The 17,148-nt window shown below is 65.9% G+C and carries 17 protein-coding genes; 4 read left to right on the top strand and 13 right to left on the bottom strand.

Features of this window, described 5'->3' with window-relative positions; all coding sequences use genetic code 11:
* Positions 1–94: 94 nt before the first annotated feature.
* The 6 genes from RIdsm_RS06525 to RIdsm_RS06500 form a co-directional block, all read right to left on the bottom strand.
* Complete coding sequence (locus tag RIdsm_RS06525; RefSeq protein ID WP_057814664.1) at positions 95–931, bottom strand: carbon-nitrogen hydrolase family protein; 837 nt, start codon at positions 929–931, stop codon at positions 95–97.
* Positions 928–2,448: a sugar ABC transporter ATP-binding protein gene (locus tag RIdsm_RS06520; RefSeq protein WP_057814662.1), complete on the bottom strand. Its 1,521-nt coding sequence runs from the start codon at positions 2,446–2,448 to the stop codon at positions 928–930. The genes RIdsm_RS06525 and RIdsm_RS06520 overlap by 4 nt, the downstream gene beginning before the upstream one ends.
* Positions 2,445–3,482 (bottom strand): substrate-binding domain-containing protein, encoded by a 1,038-nt coding sequence (locus RIdsm_RS06515; protein ID WP_057814659.1) that lies wholly within the window; start codon positions 3,480–3,482, stop codon positions 2,445–2,447. The genes RIdsm_RS06520 and RIdsm_RS06515 overlap by 4 nt, the downstream gene beginning before the upstream one ends.
* A gap of 64 nt (positions 3,483–3,546) precedes the next feature.
* The gene (locus RIdsm_RS06510; protein ID WP_057814657.1) at positions 3,547–4,506 is read right to left on the bottom strand and encodes an ABC transporter permease; all 960 of its coding nucleotides are present in this window, start codon (positions 4,504–4,506) and stop codon (positions 3,547–3,549) included.
* Complete coding sequence (locus RIdsm_RS06505) at positions 4,506–5,453, bottom strand: ABC transporter permease (protein WP_057814655.1); 948 nt, start codon at positions 5,451–5,453, stop codon at positions 4,506–4,508. Before RIdsm_RS06505 ends, RIdsm_RS06510 begins: the two co-directional genes overlap by 1 nt.
* Positions 5,444–6,097 (bottom strand): cysteine hydrolase family protein, encoded by a 654-nt coding sequence (locus tag RIdsm_RS06500; RefSeq protein WP_143100441.1) that lies wholly within the window; start codon positions 6,095–6,097, stop codon positions 5,444–5,446. Before RIdsm_RS06500 ends, RIdsm_RS06505 begins: the two co-directional genes overlap by 10 nt.
* Positions 6,098–6,383: 286 nt before the next feature.
* On the opposite strand from RIdsm_RS06500, the gene RIdsm_RS06495 reads away from it, so the two are divergent.
* From RIdsm_RS06495 to RIdsm_RS06480, 4 genes are all read left to right on the top strand, one after another.
* Entirely contained in the window at positions 6,384–7,040 is a 657-nt protein-coding gene (locus RIdsm_RS06495) for a TetR/AcrR family transcriptional regulator (RefSeq protein WP_201259292.1), read from the top strand.
* 142 nt (positions 7,041–7,182) lie between these two features.
* Complete coding sequence (locus RIdsm_RS06490) at positions 7,183–8,235, top strand: NAD-dependent epimerase/dehydratase family protein (protein ID WP_143100442.1); 1,053 nt, start codon at positions 7,183–7,185, stop codon at positions 8,233–8,235.
* On the top strand, positions 8,222–9,052 hold the full coding sequence (locus RIdsm_RS06485) for a GNAT family N-acetyltransferase (RefSeq protein WP_057814651.1): 831 nt from the start codon (positions 8,222–8,224) through the stop codon (positions 9,050–9,052). The genes RIdsm_RS06490 and RIdsm_RS06485 overlap by 14 nt, the downstream gene beginning before the upstream one ends.
* Complete coding sequence (locus RIdsm_RS06480; RefSeq protein WP_082647344.1) at positions 9,052–10,104, top strand: dihydrodipicolinate synthase family protein; 1,053 nt, start codon at positions 9,052–9,054, stop codon at positions 10,102–10,104. The genes RIdsm_RS06485 and RIdsm_RS06480 overlap by 1 nt, the downstream gene beginning before the upstream one ends.
* A gap of 34 nt (positions 10,105–10,138) precedes the next feature.
* On the opposite strand, the gene RIdsm_RS06475 is transcribed toward RIdsm_RS06480, so the two are convergent.
* The 7 genes from RIdsm_RS06475 to RIdsm_RS06445 all read right to left on the bottom strand — a co-directional run bounded on the left by RIdsm_RS06475 (position 10,139) and on the right by RIdsm_RS06445 (position 17,147).
* Positions 10,139–11,350 (bottom strand): MFS transporter, encoded by a 1,212-nt coding sequence (locus tag RIdsm_RS06475; protein WP_057814647.1) that lies wholly within the window; start codon positions 11,348–11,350, stop codon positions 10,139–10,141.
* Positions 11,347–12,978: a GMC family oxidoreductase gene (locus tag RIdsm_RS06470; protein ID WP_057814645.1), complete on the bottom strand. Its 1,632-nt coding sequence runs from the start codon at positions 12,976–12,978 to the stop codon at positions 11,347–11,349. Before RIdsm_RS06470 ends, RIdsm_RS06475 begins: the two co-directional genes overlap by 4 nt.
* Positions 12,975–13,823 (bottom strand): fumarylacetoacetate hydrolase family protein, encoded by an 849-nt coding sequence (locus tag RIdsm_RS06465; RefSeq protein WP_057814643.1) that lies wholly within the window; start codon positions 13,821–13,823, stop codon positions 12,975–12,977. The genes RIdsm_RS06470 and RIdsm_RS06465 overlap by 4 nt, the downstream gene beginning before the upstream one ends.
* Positions 13,820–14,521 carry a DUF4286 family protein gene (locus tag RIdsm_RS06460; protein ID WP_057814641.1) on the bottom strand — a complete coding sequence of 234 codons (702 nt, stop codon included), beginning with the start codon at positions 14,519–14,521 and terminating at the stop codon, positions 13,820–13,822. Before RIdsm_RS06460 ends, RIdsm_RS06465 begins: the two co-directional genes overlap by 4 nt.
* Before the next feature lie 6 nt (positions 14,522–14,527).
* A complete protein-coding gene (locus RIdsm_RS06455) occupies positions 14,528–15,295 on the bottom strand; it encodes an ABC transporter ATP-binding protein (RefSeq protein WP_057814639.1) in 768 nt (255 codons plus the stop codon).
* Positions 15,295–16,074, bottom strand: coding sequence for an ABC transporter permease (locus RIdsm_RS06450; protein ID WP_057814637.1), 780 nt, complete (start codon positions 16,072–16,074; stop codon positions 15,295–15,297). The genes RIdsm_RS06455 and RIdsm_RS06450 overlap by 1 nt, the downstream gene beginning before the upstream one ends.
* 62 nt (positions 16,075–16,136) lie before the next feature.
* Entirely contained in the window at positions 16,137–17,147 is a 1,011-nt protein-coding gene (locus RIdsm_RS06445) for an ABC transporter substrate-binding protein (RefSeq protein WP_057814635.1), read from the bottom strand.
* Between the last annotated feature and the right edge of the window lies 1 nt (position 17,148).

Raw genomic sequence — 17,148 nt, 5'->3', positions numbered from 1 at the left:
GGCCGCCCAATCGCAAATCAGCACGAAAGCGGCTGGCAACACCTTCCGCGCCGGTCAGGCCCATGAAACATTGCCCTGTCAGCCCCGGCCAGGCTCAGTACAGCTCCGGCCGTCTATCGGCACGATACGTGGCGATGGCCCGCCACCGGTCCAGATCCTCGTCCTCGAACACGACCTCGTGGCTTGCCGCCCCTACAGACCGGCCAAGCGACGCCACAACCTTGCCAGACGGCGCCACGATGCAGGAATGACCGATCGAGTCGAACTGCCATTCCGGCCCGACACAGCAGGACATCGCCAGCCACACCCCGTTTTCCAACGCCCGCGTCTGCGCAAGCGCCGTCACCGTCGGCGCATCCCAGCCCCACCTGTGGCGCTGAAAACCATCCGTGATCCAGTTCGTGCTGTTGATGACAAGATCGGCCCCCATATCGACCAGCTTTCTCACGTATTCGGGAAAGATCAGGTCATAACACACCGTCATGCCGATGCGGCCGACAGGGGTCTCGACGACCATCGGCGCGTCCCCGGCCGAGAACCACTCGCGCTCGGCAGAGAAAAGATGCGCCTTGCGATAGGTCGCGATCCGCGTGCCATCGGGCGAGAACATCAACTGGGCATCATAATATGCCCCCTCCGCCCGTATCGGCGCGCCGACCACAAGGTACACCCCGTGGCGCTTGGCGATCTCGCCCAACCGGGAAGAGACCGGCCCGTCCTCCTCCTCGGCCAACTCATCCAACCGGTCGCTGATGAAATACCCCGTGGTCGCCATCTCCGGCAGCACCACCAGCCCCGCGCCCTCCTGCGCGGCCAATGCCACCAGGTGGGCGGTAATGCCAAGGTTGGCCTCCACATCCCCCGGAACGCAATGCATCTGGGCCACGGAAACCTGCAACGGCGCAGGGGCAGAAACTGTCTTGTCGGTCATTCGGATTCTCCGTTCCGCGGGCCGCCGGAAATCGCGACCAGCAACTGCGTCTCATCTGTATCGGCGGTCTGAAGCTCGCCGGCAAGCGTGCCATTCTTCATCAGCAACAGCCTGTCGGTCAGGCTCAACAGCTCTTCGTTCTCCGAAGACACCACGATGATGGCCACCCCGTCCCGCGCAAGGTCGCGCAGGATGCGGTGGATCTGGCCCTTGGCGGCAATATCCACCCCGCGCGTCGGCTCATCGACGATCAGCAGCCGTGGCCGCGTCAGCAGCGCACGCGCCAGCATCACCTTCTGCTGGTTGCCGCCACTCAGTTCGGTAACCGGCATCCGGGGGCTGGCGGCCACCACCTTCAACCGCTCCATGAACTCCGACGCGGCCGCGCGCTCCCTTCGCGGGCTGCGAAAGCCCAGCTTGGAAAAGCTGCCAAGTGCCGCGGCCGTCGCGTTGTCGGTGACGCTCAGGCTGGGGAACAGCCCGGCGCTCTTGCGGTCTTCGGTCAGGTAGACAACCCCGCGCGCGATCGCCTGTGCCACGTTGGTGTAACTGACAGTCATATCTCCGTCCGTCAGCCGGATACGCGCCCGGCGCCGCCCGGCGCCGGCCAGCGTCCGGGCAAAGGCCGTCCGCCCAGACCCGCCCAGCCCCGCGATCCCGACGATCTCCCCGGAACGGAGGCCAAGCTCGATGCGGCGCCCGCCCTGCTCGACCGTGATGTCGAGCGTCCTTGCATCGGCCGAGACCGGCGCCGGCCCGGCCTCGGGCGTCTTCATCCCGGCCTCGCCGGTGATGAGGTCGGCCAGGCCCTCGACGCTCATGCCCCTGGCATCGTGCATGCCGACAAGCCGGCCGTCACGCACAACAGTCACCCTATCGGCAATCTCGATCACCTCACCCAGGAAATGCGAGACATAGATCACTAGGATCCCGTCGTCGCGCAGACGCCGGATGATATCGAAAAGGTTCCTCTTTTCGGCCATCGAAAGCACCGCGGTCGGCTCGTCGAGGATAAGCACACGCGGCTCCATCGAAAGCGCGCGCGCCAGTTCGACAAGCTGCTGATCGGCGACGCTCAGCGCCTCGGCCTTCGCCCGGGCGCTCACCTTCAGGCCGAACCGCGCGAGCAGCGCAGTGGTCTGCTCGTAAAGCCGCGGGATATCCACGGCGCCCCAGCGGGTGCGCGGCTCCCGGCCAAGAAAGACGTTACGGGCCACATCAAGCTGGGTGACCAGGCTGAGCTCCTGGTAAACACAGGCCACCCCGGCCGACAGCGCGTCGGCCGGGCTTGCAAAGGCCCGATCCTGTCCCGACAGGCAAACCGTGCCGCCGCTGGGCCGGGTGGCGCCCGACAGGATGTTCATCAGGGTCGACTTGCCGGCGCCATTGGCGCCGACAATCGCGTGCACTTCGCCCGCCCTTGCCGAAAAACACACCCCGTCCAGCGCGGTGTTCCCCGGATACTGCTTGCTCAGATCACGGGTTTCCAGAAGGTCGGGCGCAGCCATCACCGTCATTGCTTCGGCAGGAACTCGTCCGGCAACTCGGTGGACCACCAGTCATCCGGCGCATCCGCATCGACATAATCGCCGATATCCTCGGGCGCGATGTATTCGGATTCAACCGCCGTGCCGCGGGTGACGTCCTCGCCCTTCAGGATCGACAGGCCGATCTTCACCGCTTCCTGCCCCGCGCGGGTCGGGAAGGTGACGGCGCCACCCTGATTGTTTTCTGCAACCCATTTCAGCCAGCCATTGTATTCATCGCCGGGCGACATGGTCACCTCGTCCAGCCGTCCCGCCTCATCGAACGCCTCGGCCACGCCGATCGACATCTGGCCGGCCGGCGAAAAGACACCGTCAATCTGCGGGAAGCGCTGAAGCAGGTTCTCGGTGATCTGCTTGGCCTTCGCGCGGTTCCAGTCGCCGTATTCCGCGCTCAGCAGTTCCACGTCGGGATATTCCTCAAGCACCGTGTTCAGCGCATCGAGCTGATCGACGGCGGCCGTCGTGCCCGCAATCGGCAGCATGGCGATGATCTTGCCCTCGCCGCCAAGGTCGTCCATCAGGCTGCGGGCCACCATCTCCCCCAGCCGCCATTGGCTGATATACGCGTTCGAGACGGTCCCGGCATTGTCGGTGAACCCGCCGCCCGCCTGAACCGTCGGCGTCCCTTCGGCAACCGCCCGTTCCAGAACGCTCGCGATGGCGGCATCGTCGACCGGCCAATAGATCAGAAGGTCGATATCCTGGCGCAGCAGATCCTCGATATCCGAAATCTGCTTGGTCGGGTTGAAGGCCGCGTCGGTGACGATGACTTCCTCGATCTCGTCATGCTTCGACGCCTCCCAGTGGATATGCTGCAGGGCGAACACCACCCAGGAATTCGACAGGTACCCCGCCGACACCCCGATCTTGTAGGGGCCCTCCTTGGCGAATTTCGACGTATCCACGGCCTCCTTCGCCGCGGCGGCCTGCCGTTCCTCGGTCTGCTTGTCCGCAAACGTCGGACCGGCAAGGCTGATCGCGGCAAGGGCCGCGGCGGTTGTCATGAGCAGTCGTCTCGTGAGTTTCATTCTTGGTCCACCTCTCCGTATTGGGTCTTCATTGTTGTCGTCATGATCGGGCATTGATCTGGCCGTAAATGGCGGAGGCCGCGATGATGATGAGCCCCATGACCACCATCTGAAGGTGGTAGGGCAGCCCGCTGATGTTCACGATGTTGAAGGCGATCACCAGCACCAGCACCCCGGCCAGCGTTCCGATGACCCCGCCGCGCCCGCCTTCGAAGGTCGTCCCGCCCAGCACGACGGCGGCCAGGATCTGAAATTCGAGCCCCTGCCCCGAAAGCGTGCTGGAAACACCCGACCGCGCCAGCAGCGCCAGCCCGCCCAGCGCCCCGAACAGGCCCGAAAGCGCGTAGGCCGCGATGATGACCCCGCGGTCCGGGATCCCCCCAAGCAGCGCCGCCCGGCGGTTCGACCCGGTCAGGAACACGTATTGCCCGAACAGCGTCCGCTTCTGGATCACCACGCCAACCAGAACCGCCGCCAGGAACGCAAGCGACAGAACCGGAACGACGCCGTCGATGCGATAGTTGAAGAATTCCCGAAACCCCGGCGAAACGATGCCCCGTGCCGTACCGCCCGAGAAGATCTGCGTGATCCCGAGTATGGCGATACCTGTGGCAAGCGTCAGGATGAACGGCGACACCCGCGAAAACGCAAGAACCACGCCGTTGAACGCACCTGCCAGGGCGCCGATACCGCAGGTCAGGGCGATGGCCATCGGCAGGTTCGCCGCCTGCCCGTCCATCAGCACGGCGCCGACCACCGCGCACAGTGAAATGATCGCCCCGATCGACAGGTCGACCCCGCCAAGGATCATCACGAAGGTCACACCGACCGCCGCGATGCCCACCGGGGCGATCTGGCGGATCACGTTGAAAAGGTATTTCGGCTGCAGGAACGCGTCAGAGATCAGCACGGCCAGCAGGAACACGGCCGCCAGCACGGCAAGGATGGCATAAGATGACAGGAAGCGCAGCACGCCGTCGCGGCTTGGGGTCATCGCCATCACCGTGCGGTCTCCCTCGGCTGGTTGACGAGGATGGCCGCCACCACGATCGCCCCCTTGGCGAACATCTGGACAAAGGCCGAGATGCCGAACAGGTTGAGCAGGTTCGACACCAGCGTCAGCGCCAGAACCCCCGCGAGCGTATTGACGACACTCCCCCGCCCGCCGCTCAGCGCGGCACCGCCAAGCACGACAGCCACGATGGAATCGAGCTCCAGCCCCACACCCGCCAGCGGATAGCCGGTCCCCAGGCGACCGGCCAGCACCAGCCCTCCCACCGCCGCGAACCCTCCGGCGATGGCAAAGGCGGCCACCTGAAGCCCGCCCGCATTGATCCCGGCCTTCCGCGCACTGTCCGCGTTGCCCCCCGCGGCCAGCAGGTGAAATCCGAAGCGCGTGCGCGACAGAACCGCCTGCGTCACCAGCACCAGCCCCACCAGCAGGATCGCCGACAGCGGCACCCCGAACAGCGAACCGTTCGCCAGTTCCTTCAGCGGGTCAGAGGCACGCCCGACGCTCCGGTCGGTGAAGGTAAAGATCAGCCCCTGCAGAACCGACAGCATGCCGAAGGTCAGGATCAGCGGATGCAGCCTCAGCCACCGCACCAGCGCCCCGTTCAGGGCACCGATCGACACACCCACCAGGATCATGGCAAGCGCGACCGGCACGGTGAGGGCCGGATAGATATCCAGCGCCCAGCACGACAGCACGACGACCAGCCCCGCCGTCATGCCGACACTGAGATCGACCATCCCCAGAAGGACGACGAAGGTCTGCCCGACAGCGATCAACCCCAGCGCCGCGGACTGGCGCAGAATATTGGCGAGGTTCTCGAAGGTGCGGAAATCGGGCAGGAACAGCAGCGCAAAGCCGAAGCCCGCCGCCAGAATGACCCAGATGCCGGACTGGCCGGCATCGTACCGAAGGCGCGCGGCGCCTACAGCCATGACGCCACCTCCTCCGCCCCGGCCACCCAGCCGAACTTCAGCGCGAAATTCTTCAGCGTCGCGGCATGCAGGTCCGGCGCATAGGAGGAAACCCCGTCGGAAACCATCGTGGTTCTGAACCCGTGGTGAAACGCCTCCCGCGCGGTTTCCTCCACGCAGATCTGCGTCACCGTACCGGTCACCACCAGCGACGAGACGTTCAGATACCGCAGCCTCGCCGAAAGGTCGGTCCCGTGAAACGCGCCATAGCCCCGCTTGTCGATCACGATATCCCCGGCCTCCGGGCGCAGCTCGTCGACAACCGCGGCACAGTCCAGCGCGCCGTCCGCGTCATCGTAGCTCCGCAGACGCCCGGGCCAGCAGCATTTCGTGTCCGGCCGGCATTCCGGCGACCAGAGCCACATGAGCCCCGGCTCCGGACCCGAAACGAAACGGGTGAAAATGACCGGCAGGTCTCGCGCATGAAACGTGTCGACGAGGCCCGAGATGACAGGGATGGTTGCCCGCGACGTCGGCACCTCCAACGGAGCGCCCTGCCGAACGAAGTCGTTCTGCATGTCCACGACGACCAATGCCGCGCTCCGGACACGTTCCGATGTCGGCACCTCCTGCGAAGACGATGCAAGCTCTCCGGAATGAAGCACGCGCTGTTCCCTTCCCGCCCGATCCTGTCGGCCCACGGTCGCACGAACGGGCGCACGACCTCGATTCGAGTCAAAAATGAGCGAGATACTGTTTCCTGTCAATTGCAACCAACTATTTAGTTATAAAATTGACTTCGCCCGGCGACCATGCTCAAATTGCCGGCAGCACGACCGGCACGCAGGCTCAGGCTCGCGATCCATCCATTCACCGGAAGGCCAGAAAGCGCTGGCATTACGCTGCGCCATCTGGTCTTGAGAACGTCGATTGAACAGGTGCGAGAAGATCTTGTCGTTATCCAACAACATACTTTCCAAAGCCCAGGGCCGGCATCGCCGCAACCCCGAAGCCACCCGCGCGTCGATCCTTGCATCGGCGCAGATAGAGTTTGCCGAACACGGCCTCCGAGGCGGGCGCATCGACCGGATCGCCGACCGCGCCAAGGCGAACAAGCAACTCGTCTACTACTATTTCGGCGGCAAGGAAGAGCTTTACCGCGCCGCCCTCGAAGCCACCTATGCCGAGATCCGGAAGCGCGAAACCGAGCTCGACCTGAGCGCACTTCCCCCTGAAACCGCTATGAAACGCCTGATCGAGTTCTCGCTCGACTATTTCGCCTCGAACCGCGAATTCATTCGCCTGCTGTCCGACGAGAACACCCATGGCGCCGAGCACATCAAGAATTCCGAATTCGCCAAGAACACCAATTCGCCGATCCTGAAACTCGTCTCCGAAATTCTCGAACGCGGCGTCGAGGAAGGCGTGTTCCGCAAGGGGGTCGACCCGCTCGAGCTCTATATCTCCATCTCCGGCATGACGTTCTTCTACTTCGCGAACGCGGCCACGCTCTCGGCCATCTTCGGCAGGGAACTCGACCGCACGGAAACGATCGCGGCCTACCGCGAACACATCGTCACCCTCACGATCAACGGCCTCCGGGCCTGATCGCACCCGGCACCCGCCCCTCCCCAACTCTCCAGGTGAACGTTTTCACTTGCCATGAAGACATCGTTTCTCTAGCTTTCAACCAAATAGTTATATATTGATACGCCGCCGCTCTGACGGCGCGCCGATCGGGAGGTAGCGAATGCTGAAGAAAGAGACCGACGGATTGCGCACCCTGCCCGCGCGTTTCGGAAGCACGGAAGAGCTCGACGATTTCCTGTCGCGCCCCGACGCGGCCCTGATCGAAGACATGAAAGCCGTCGAGGGCGACATCATCATCCTCGGCGCCGCCGGCAAGATGGGCCCCACGCTGGCCCGGCTTGCCCGCAACGCGGCCCCCGACAAGCGTATCGTCGGCGTGGCCCGGTTTTCCGACCCGCAGTCGCGGCGACAGATGGAAGATTGCGGCATAGAAACGATCCAGGCCGATCTTCTCGACCCGCAACAGGTCCAGAACCTGCCGAAACTGGAAAACGTGATCTTCATGGCGGGCATGAAGTTCGGCGCCAGCGGCAACCAGCCCCTCACATGGGCCATGAACACCTACTGCCCGGCCCTTGTCGCATCCGCCTTCCACGCCTCGCGCATCATCGCCTTCTCGACCGGCAACGTCTATCCGCTGATCGACGTGCTTCACCAGGGCGCCACCGAAGACACCCCGCCCGGCCCACGCGGCGAATACGCGCAATCCTGCCTCGGGCGCGAACGCATCTTCGAGCATTTCTCGGGCCTGCACGGCGCGCCCGGGCGGCTCTTCCGCCTGAACTACGCCATCGACCTGCGCTACGGCGTCCTGCACGATCTCGCCACCCGCCTCAAGGCGGGCCAGACGATCGACCTGTCGCCGATGGGCCATGTCAACGTGATCTGGCAGGGCGACGCCAACGCCCAGGCCCTCCGCTCCCTCCGGCACTGCACCACGCCCACAAGCCCCATCAACGTCAGCGGCCCCGAAACCCTTTCGGTCCGCTGGCTTCTCGAGGAACTGTGCCAGCGCATGGGCATCACCCCCCGCCTGACCGGCACAGAGCCCGGCAGCGCGTGGCTCTCCAACAGCGCCGAGGCGGCCCGGCTCTTCGGCTATCCGACCGTCCCCGTCAGCGTGATGCTCGACTGGGTGGCAGACTGGGTCATGCGCGACATGCCAAGCCTCAACAAGCCCACCAAGTACGAGGTCCGCGATGGCGGATTTTGACGGGCTGCACCAGGTCCGGCTGTCCCCGGGCGACGAACAGGATGCCCTGGCCCTGTCCCGCGACGTGGGCTGGAACCAGCTTGCCGCAGACTGGACGCACTTCATCCAGGAGGGGCTGACCATCGGCCTGAGGGATCGCTCCGGCCGCTTGGTCGCCACGAGCGCGGCCCTGCCCTATGACGGCCCGTTCGGCTTTGTCAGCATGGTCATCGTGACGCCCGCCATGCGCCGGCGCGGGCTGGCAAGCGCGCTCGTCCGGATCTGCGCCGACGATCTGCGGGCGCGCGGCCTCGTCCCCGTGCTCGACGCCACCGAACAGGGGCAGCCGGTCTATGAAAAACAGGGGTTCGTGCCCCAGTTCCGCTACGACCGCTGGCAACGCGACGGCGAGGGATCAATGCCGGCACTGCGGCCCGGGCCCGCCACCGACGCACAGGCCATCGCGCACCTCGACGCACAGGCCTTCGGCGCCGCACGCCCGGCGCTCCTGCGCGCGTTTCTCTCAAGGCCCGACACGATCGCGATCAGCACCGCCGACACCGGCTTCGCCCTCCTCCGCCGCGGCCGTCGCGCCTGGCAGGCCGGGCCGGTCGTCTCGACCTCGGAAGACGGCGCCATCCACCTGATCAGTCAACTGCCCCTTGGCGACGCGCCCCTCTTCATCGACGTGCCACAGGGGTGGCAGAAGATCGGCGCGTGGCTCGCGGCACGGGGCTTCGCCGTTCAGCGCCGCTTCGCACGCATGGCTTTCGAACGGCGCGCGCCCTTCGGCGCGCCCGACAGACTGTTCGCAACCGCAGGGCCGGAGTACGGATGATGACAGCCACAGAAACACCCGGCCTGACGCTTCTGCGACAGGGCACTGCCATTCCGGCGCATCCACTCGCGCTGACCGCCGATCGCACCCTCGATGAACGCCGGCAGCGTGCCCTGTCGCGCTATTACATCGACGCGGGCGCCGGCGGCCTGGCCGTGGGCGTGCACACCACCCAGTTCCAGATCCGGCAGGCGGGGCTTTACGACCGCGTGCTGAAAATCGCCGCCGACACGGCACGCCAGTGGACCGACCGGTCCCTCGCGATGGTCGCGGGGCTGGCGGGTGACACGGCACAGGCGACCTCCGAGGCGAAAACCGCCCGCTCACTCGGCTACGACGCCGGCCTGCTGAGCCTCGCCGCCCTGTCCACCCGCCCGGCCGACGACATGATCGCGCATTGCGCCGAGGTCGCGGCCCAGATCCCGCTCATAGGTTTCTACCTTCAGCCCGCCGTGGGCGGCGCGCATCTCGACGCGGAATTCTGGGCGCGCTTCTGCGCCTTGCCCAACGTCATCGCCATCAAGATCGCCCCGTTCAACCGCTACCGAACCCTCGATGTCATCCGCGGCCTCGTCGAGGCGGGCGCCGAAGACCGCATCACGCTCTACACCGGCAATGACGACCATATCGTGCTCGACCTGCTCCTCCCCTTCCAGGTCATGCGCGAGGGCGCCCCGGTGACAGTCCGCTTCAAGGGCGGCCTGCTCGGGCACTGGTCCGTCTGGACGAAAAACGCCGTCGCGCTCTACCACACCTGCCGGCAGGCCGCCGAAGCCGGTGCCGTCCCGCCCGACCTGCTGGCACTCGACAGTCGGGTGACCGACTGCAACGCGGCCTTCTTCGACGTGGAGAACGACTTCGCCGGCTGCATCGCCGGCTGCCACGAGGTTCTGCGCCGGCAGGGGCTGCTGGAAGGGCTCTGGTGCCTCGATCCCGAAGAAAGCCTCGGCCCCGGTCAGCGCCAGCGGATCGACCGGGTCCTGCGCGATCACCCCGACCTGTCCGACGACGCCTTCGTCTCGGCCAACCTCGAAAGGTGGCTCGACAGCTGAGCCCGGCCGCAACCGCCCGCCCGAACCGCGTGCGTCACGCCGGCCTCTCCGATAGCCCGCCGACGAACCGCACCGTGATGACGATCGCCACCACCGAACAGGCGGTCGTCACCAGCGCGCCGCCGCTCCAGTTTCCCATCGCATCCACCGCGGTGCCCGCCGCAAGCGGGCCCACCAGCTGCCCGGTGCCCGCGCCCTGGTACACGGCCCCGGCGGTTATCGCCGCCCCTGCCCCCGACCGCGCCGCCAACTGCGGCACGAGCCCCCAGATCACGGCAGGCGGAACCCCGGCCAGCGTGATGAAGATCAGCACCGCCCCCAGCCTCACCGAAAGCGGCAGCGGCTCGAAGAAGAACGCCAGCGCACACACCCCCATCACCGCGAACGACACGACAAGAAGCTTGGCCGCCGAAACCTGCCCCGACAGCAGGAACGAGGCCGCCACGTTCCCGATGATGACGAACAGCGCCGACAGCCCGCCAAGCCGCGCCGCCTGCGTCATGTCAAGCGACCAGGCGTCCAGCGCGATGGTCGGAAAAAACCCCTGCACCGTCAGGTAGGACCCCTGGAAAAGGGCGAACAGCACCGCCGCCGCCACCGTCGCCGCGTCCGGCCAGCCCGCGGCGGCCTGCCGGATCTCGCGGCTGGTATGCGTCCTGACACGCGGCGAGATGACCAGAAGATAACCCGCCGAAACGAGCGGCAGCACGCCGCAGATCATGAACAACTGCCGCCACGCTCCCTCGGCCTCCCACGGCACCGGAATGACCATCGCCGAGGCCAGCCCAAGCGGCAGCCACGCCGCCCAGAACCCCATCGCCAGCACCCTCTGCCGCCCCGAACTGCACGACTGGATCAGCGCCGGCATCGCACACACCACCAAGGGCAGGCCAAGCGCCTCGACGACCCTGGCCGCCAGCAGCCCGGCCCAGCCCTCGGCCATCCCCCCGGCAAGGCTCCCGCAACCGATCAGCACAAGCCCCGTCAACCCGGCCCGCAACGGCCGGATGCGCAGCACGACCATGCCCACCCCCGTGCTCAACAACGCCGCGCCAAGGCTGAACAGCGAAAAGTAAAGCGAGGCGTCGGCAAGCCCGACCCCGAAACCCTCCCGCAGGGCCGGCAATGCCGCGCTGGCCTTGCCGATCTGCATGGCCGTCACGACCCCGGCAAGGATCGCCGCACAGATCACCAGCCAATCGGCATCACCCCCAGGGGCGCCGCGCCCGTCGTCCCGGCCTGTCATCCGGCCGCCCGCCGAAGGATCATGTCGGCCGCCTTCTCGGCGATCATGGTCACGGGCGCATGGGTATTGCCCGAGGTGATCGCCGGCATCACCGACGCATCGGCGACACTCAGCCCCCCAACGCCATTCACCGTCAGCTCCGGCGATACGACGGCCCCCTGGTCCGTCCCCATCCGGCAGGTCGACACCGGATGAAAGATGGTGGTCGAGATATCCCCCGCCGCCCGCGCAAGCTCCGCATCGCTGTCCAGATGCGCACCGGGAAGATGCTCCTCGGGCGCATGGGCCCGCATCACCGCCGTCTGCATCAGGCGCCGCGCATGCCGGATCGACTGTATCGCCACCTGCCGGTCGCCTTCCGTGCTCAGGTAATTCGGCCGGATCGCAGGCGGCGCAGCGGGGTCGGGGCTGGTGATATGACAGGTGCCACGGCTCTCCGGCCTCAGGTTGCAGACCGACACGGTCAGCGCCGGGAAACGGTGCAACGGCTCGCCGAACCTGTCGAGCGACAGCGGCTGCACGTGATACTCGATATTGGCCGTCTCGTGCTCCGGGCCCGACCGGGTGAAAATCCCCAGCTGGCTGGGCGCCATCGACATCGGCCCCGACCGGCGCAACGCGTAGTCCGCCGCGATCCGCAGCTTTCCCAGCGGCGCGGCATAAAGATCGTTCAGCGTCCGTGCGCCCTTGATCCGAAACACCGTCCGGATCTGAAGATGATCCTGCAGGTTCTCCCCGACCCCGGGCAGCTCATGCCTGACATCGATCCCATGCCGGTGCAGCACATCGCCCGGCCCGACGCCCGAAAGCTGCAGGATCTTGGGCGAGCCGATGGCGCCCGCCGCCAGAACGATCTCGGCCCCGGCCCGCGCATGACATTTCCGGCCCCGATGACGAAACGAAACGCCGGTCGCGCGCCCACCCTCGAAAGCCAGCCCCGTCACCTCGGCCCCGGTCACGATCCGCAGGTTGGGCCGTCGCCGCACAGGGTCGAGAAACGCCTTCCGCGCGTTCCACCGCACCCCGCCCTTCTGGGTCACCTCGAAATAGCCCGCGCCCTCGTTGTCACCGGAATTGAAATCCTCCGTCGGCGCGATGCCCAGCTCGCGCGCGGCATCGATCACCGCGTCAAGGATCGGCCAGTTCAGCCGCTGCCGCTCGACCCGCATCTCGCCGTCGCCGCCATGCGTGGCGCTTTCCCCCCTGTAATGGCGCTCGGACCGCCTGAAATACGGAAGGACATCGTCCCAGCCCCACCCGGTATTGCCCATCTGGCGCCAGCCATCGTAATCCCGTGCCTGCCCGCGCATGTAGATCATGCCGTTGATCGAGGAACAGCCGCCCAGCACCCGGCCCCGCGGATAGTTCAGCGCCCGCCCGTTCAGGCCGGGCTCCGGCTCGGTCTTCAGGCACCAGTCAAGCCGCGGGTTCCCCATGGCGTAAAGATACCCGACCGGCACGTGAACCCAGAAATGGTTGTCGCTTCCGCCGGCCTCCAACAGCAGCACGCGGCGCTTCGGATCGCGCGACAGCCGGTTCGCAAGCACGCAGCCCGCAGACCCGGCCCCGACGACGATGAAATCGTAATCCCCCTCGTCGCTCGCCCCCTCGCCAGCGCCCGCTGTCATGGGGCCGCGACCCGCACCGCCTGTTCCTGGTGTCCGAGCCCGGCAACCTCCAGCCGCATCACGTCACCATCCTTCAGCCAGACCTGCGGCCGCATCCCCAGCCCCACGCCCGGCGGCGTGCCGGTGGTCACCACATCGCCCGGCTCCAGTGTCATGAACTGGCTCAGATAGCTGACCAGCGTCGCAACGCCGAAGATCATCGTGCTGGTGCTGCCATCCTGCCGCCGGTCGCCCGACACGTCACAGGTCATGCGCAAATTCCCCGGGTCGGCAATCTCGTCCGCCGTCACCAGCCACGGGCCCATCGGCGCAAAGCCGTCATAGCTCTTGCCCTTGGTCCACTGCCCCTCCCGCTCGGCCTGCCAGGCACGTTCCGAGATATCGTTGACGATGCAATAGCCCGCGACATGCGCCATCGCGTCCGCCTCGGCCACATGCTTGGCGCGCGTGCCGATCACAAAGGCCAGCTCGACCTCCCAATCCGCCTTCTTCGCATCGGGCGGCAGAACCACCTCGTCATAGGGGCCGGCAATCGACGTGTTGGCCTTCAGGAAAACGATCGGCTCCTTCGGGATCGGCAGGCCCGATTCCTCGGCATGATCGGAGTAATTGAGCCCGATCCCGATCAGCTTGCCCACGCCGCCCACGCAGGGGCCGATGCGCGCGCCCTCCGGCACGGGCGGCAGCGCCGCCGTATCCGTGCCGCGCAACACCTCCAGCGCCTCCGGCGACAGGGCCGCCCCGTCGATATCCGGGATCACGCCAACCAGGCTGCGCAGCGTGCCATCCGCGGCCAAGATCCCCGGCTCTTCCCTGCCCCGTTCGCCAAACCTGAAAAGCTTCATGCCTCGTCCTTCCCTGCCGTCTTGTCTTCATGCGCGATCTCAAGCCAGAACCGCCCCGGAACCTCGTTCTTCCGCGCGCCCATGGCGGGCGCCGCGGCGTCAGCAGCCGCAAGCGCCTCGCTCGCCGACGGGTGCGGCGCCTCGGCCTCCACTAGAAGCAGGTATTTCTGCTCCCCCGGACCGCCTCCGTAGATCTTCCGTTCCGATGTCTGGATGCCCGATACCGCCTCGTCCACGGCCCAAAGCTGCACCCGCCCGATCCCCGGCGCCTCGGCCATGGCCGCAAGCCAGGGCGCCACGTCCGCCCCGCCCGGCGCCTCGTCCCGGTTGAACTGCAGCGAAATCAGCCACGGCGCGCAGAACCGAAGCTCCCGGCCCGCCGCCTCGACCCGGCGATAGATATTCCGCGTCGGGTTGCGGAAATACGTCAGCGCCTCGCGCGTCCAGTCGGTCGGGGCATTGAGCGCCGCAAGATAGGCGTCCGACGACAGCACCTCCGGCGCCTCGGTCTCGTAAATCATCAGGAAATGCGGCGTCCCGTCCTCCGCCCGGTACCGGCGCCCCCGCAGGAAACCGGGGATCGACACCCGCTCCGGCACGTGCTCGCAATTGTGCCACTCTTGGTACCGCAACACGTAACCGGGCTCGATATCCGCCCAGAACGCCATCAGGCCGGTTGCATCCGTCACTCTGGTCATCGTCCTTCACTCCATGCCAAGCAAGCCGTAGACCTCGCGCGCATAGGCGCCGAAATCCTCGTGTGTCTTCATGTCGAGCCGGCGGGGATAGGGCAGCTGCACGTCGATTTCCTTGGCCAGCCGCGCCGGGCCCGAGGTCATCACCGCGATCTTCGAGCCAAGGAACACCGCCTCGCTGATCCCGTGCGTTACGAACAGGATCGTCTTGCCGCTCTGCTCCCAGATGCGCAGCAGTTCGAGGTTCATGTGCTCCCGCGTCAGCGCATCCAGCGCGCCGAACGGCTCGTCCATCAGAACCAGCTTCGGGTCATGCACCAGCGACCGCGCGATCGAGACGCGCTGTTGCTGACCGCCCGAAAGCTGCTTTGGGTACTTGTCCTCCTGCCCCTGCAATCCGACCAGCGCCAGCAGGTCGCGCGCCCTGTCCCGCGCCTCTCGCATGGGCAGGCCCAGGAACTCGGCCGGCAGCAGCACGTTGTCGAGCACGGTGCGCCACTTCAGCAGCAGCGATTGCTGGAAGACGATGCCGACATGCCGGTTGACGTCGAACCCCCCGTCGCCGCCGCCGATTTCCAGCGTGCCCTCCGTGGCCTCCAGCAGACCGGCGATGATCATGATCAGGGTGGATTTCCCACAGCCCGACGGGCCGACGATCGAGACAAGATCCCCCTCCTTCACGTCAAGGCTGACATCGGAAAGCGCCGGGTACTCGTTGGCCTTCCCTTTGTTGTAAACCTTGCTCAGGCCCGAGATATGAATGAACGGTTTTTGCATCACGCATTGCCTCCGCGTTTGACGAGAAGCCACTCGAGAAAGGCGACCGCACCGTAAAGCACGACCCCGATCAGCGTGATCATCAGAACCGACATGAACATCGTCGCGGTGTCGAGATTGATCTGCACCTGAAGCATCAGGTAGCCGAGCCCCTTCTCCGACCCGATGAACTCGCCCACGATCGCCCCGGCCACCGCCAGAACGGCCGACACCTTCATGCCGGAAAAGATATAGGGCAACGCACCGGGAAACTGGATTTTCCGGAAGATCTGCCATTTCGAGGCATTCACGGTCCGCGCCAGGTACAGCATCTCCGGCTCGATCTCGCTCAGGCCCCGCGCCGTGGTGATGACGATGGGAAAGAAGCAGATCGCAAAGGCAATCGCCATGTTCGTGCCGATGCCATAACCGAACCAGACGATGATCAGCGGGCCCAGCGCGACCTTCGGGATCATGTTCAGCGACACCAGCAGCGGCATGAACAGCGCAAGCAACAGCCGGCTCCAGCTGAAGAACAGCGCGATCGCCACGCCCACGACCACGGCGATCAGGAAACCGCCGAAGATCTCGATCGTGGTGACCAGGGTATTCTCCGCCCACCGGTTGCGCGGCTCGAACAGCGTGGCCAGCGTTTCGGTGGGCGAAGGCAGGAAATATCGGGGCAGACCGCCGAAATCGGCGGCGATCTGCCAGATCGCAATCACGACGAGATGCACCAGGATGGGCCCCACGGGACCACGGCCCAGCCTCGCGGCTGCGGATTCGAGAATAGACTTCATCACGCTCATCTTTCGGTCGGGTGCGGGCCGTCAGAACCTGGCCCGCTGGCCGGTCAGGTGCGTTAATTCCCGATTTCGATCATGGTGATCTCGGGGTCGATGAACTCGTTGGTATAGATCGTCTCCGGATCGAACGGGCTCGCGATGTCGAAATACTTGCTGACCAGCTCGTAATCCGAAGCGATCCGGCCGGGATCGAAATAGCCAAGGCCCTTCGTGGTCGAGAACTCGTCCGACATCAGCCGGGTCGTCACGTCCCAGTTGGCCTGTTCGTTCTCGACGGTGATGCCGCTGGCATAGTCCGAAAGCACCCCCACGCATTCCTCGCCATTCTCGACACAATACCGGTGCGAGCGCTGAAGGACTTCCACCATGCGCCCGACCACATCGCGGTTTTCCTCGAGGAACTCGCCATTCGCGATGATCGAGTTGCCATAGGGGTTCACGCCCTTCTCCGACCACGCGAACCAGCGCAGGTCGTCACCAAAGGCATTGGCCATCACGTGGTGATAGTTGGCAAAGAAGGTCGTCCCGTCGATCGCCCCCGAGGCCAGCGCGCTGACCTTCGCGTTGGGCGCGATATTGACCCAGGTGATGTCATCCGGCGACATGTCGTTCGCCCCGGCCAGCGCCGGCCACATCGCACGCGCGGCATCGCCCGGCGGGTTGCCGAACTTGTGGCCCGGGAAATCGTCCAGATCCTCCATGCCCGACTCCGCCAGCCAGTACATCTGGTAGGGCGAGTTGGCATAGATGTTCATGACGGCAACGATATCCGCCCCGGCGCCCCGCGCCACCATCGACGTGCCAAGATCGGCGATGCCCATCTCCGCCGCGCCGACACCCACGCGCTGCGCGGCCACGGCAGAACCCTTGCCCTGCTCGATGCTCACATCCAGACCGGCCTCCTCGAACCAGCCGGCATGATCGGCATAATAGACGGCGGCATGCTCGCCGGCCGTCACCCAATTGAGAATGAAGCTGACCTTGTCCTGCGCTGCGGCGGCACCGGCACTCAGAATGCCGGCCGACACGATCGACAGGGTTATTCCCAGTCGCGATTGCGGTTTCATT

Origin of the sequence: Roseovarius indicus (genome assembly GCF_008728195.1) — a bacterium.
Classification (GTDB): domain Bacteria; phylum Pseudomonadota; class Alphaproteobacteria; order Rhodobacterales; family Rhodobacteraceae; genus Roseovarius; species Roseovarius indicus.
Note: the sequence above shows the minus strand (reverse complement) of the source record. Positions and strands in the feature narration are given on the sequence as shown.

Excerpts from the sequence above, each read along its gene's own strand:
- RIdsm_RS06525 (WP_057814664.1), bottom strand. The coding sequence starts at position 931 with ATGACCGACAAGACAGTTTCTGCCCCTGCGCCGTTGCAGGTTTCCGTG.
- RIdsm_RS06520 (WP_057814662.1), bottom strand. The coding sequence starts at position 2,448 with ATGACGGTGATGGCTGCGCCCGACCTTCTGGAAACCCGTGATCTGAGC.
- RIdsm_RS06515 (WP_057814659.1), bottom strand. The coding sequence starts at position 3,482 with ATGACAACCGCCGCGGCCCTTGCCGCGATCAGCCTTGCCGGTCCGACG.
- RIdsm_RS06510 (WP_057814657.1), bottom strand. The coding sequence starts at position 4,506 with ATGGCGATGACCCCAAGCCGCGACGGCGTGCTGCGCTTCCTGTCATCT.
- RIdsm_RS06505 (WP_057814655.1), bottom strand. The coding sequence starts at position 5,453 with ATGGCTGTAGGCGCCGCGCGCCTTCGGTACGATGCCGGCCAGTCCGGC.
- RIdsm_RS06490 (WP_143100442.1), top strand. The coding sequence starts at position 7,183 with ATGCTGAAGAAAGAGACCGACGGATTGCGCACCCTGCCCGCGCGTTTC.
- RIdsm_RS06485 (WP_057814651.1), top strand. The coding sequence starts at position 8,222 with ATGGCGGATTTTGACGGGCTGCACCAGGTCCGGCTGTCCCCGGGCGAC.
- RIdsm_RS06480 (WP_082647344.1), top strand. The coding sequence starts at position 9,052 with ATGACAGCCACAGAAACACCCGGCCTGACGCTTCTGCGACAGGGCACT.
- RIdsm_RS06475 (WP_057814647.1), bottom strand. The coding sequence starts at position 11,350 with ATGACAGGCCGGGACGACGGGCGCGGCGCCCCTGGGGGTGATGCCGAT.
- RIdsm_RS06470 (WP_057814645.1), bottom strand. The coding sequence starts at position 12,978 with ATGACAGCGGGCGCTGGCGAGGGGGCGAGCGACGAGGGGGATTACGAT.
- RIdsm_RS06465 (WP_057814643.1), bottom strand. The coding sequence starts at position 13,823 with ATGAAGCTTTTCAGGTTTGGCGAACGGGGCAGGGAAGAGCCGGGGATC.
- RIdsm_RS06460 (WP_057814641.1), bottom strand. The coding sequence starts at position 14,521 with ATGACCAGAGTGACGGATGCAACCGGCCTGATGGCGTTCTGGGCGGAT.
- RIdsm_RS06455 (WP_057814639.1), bottom strand. The coding sequence starts at position 15,295 with ATGCAAAAACCGTTCATTCATATCTCGGGCCTGAGCAAGGTTTACAAC.
- RIdsm_RS06450 (WP_057814637.1), bottom strand. The coding sequence starts at position 16,074 with ATGAAGTCTATTCTCGAATCCGCAGCCGCGAGGCTGGGCCGTGGTCCC.
- RIdsm_RS06445 (WP_057814635.1), bottom strand. The coding sequence starts at position 17,147 with ATGAAACCGCAATCGCGACTGGGAATAACCCTGTCGATCGTGTCGGCC.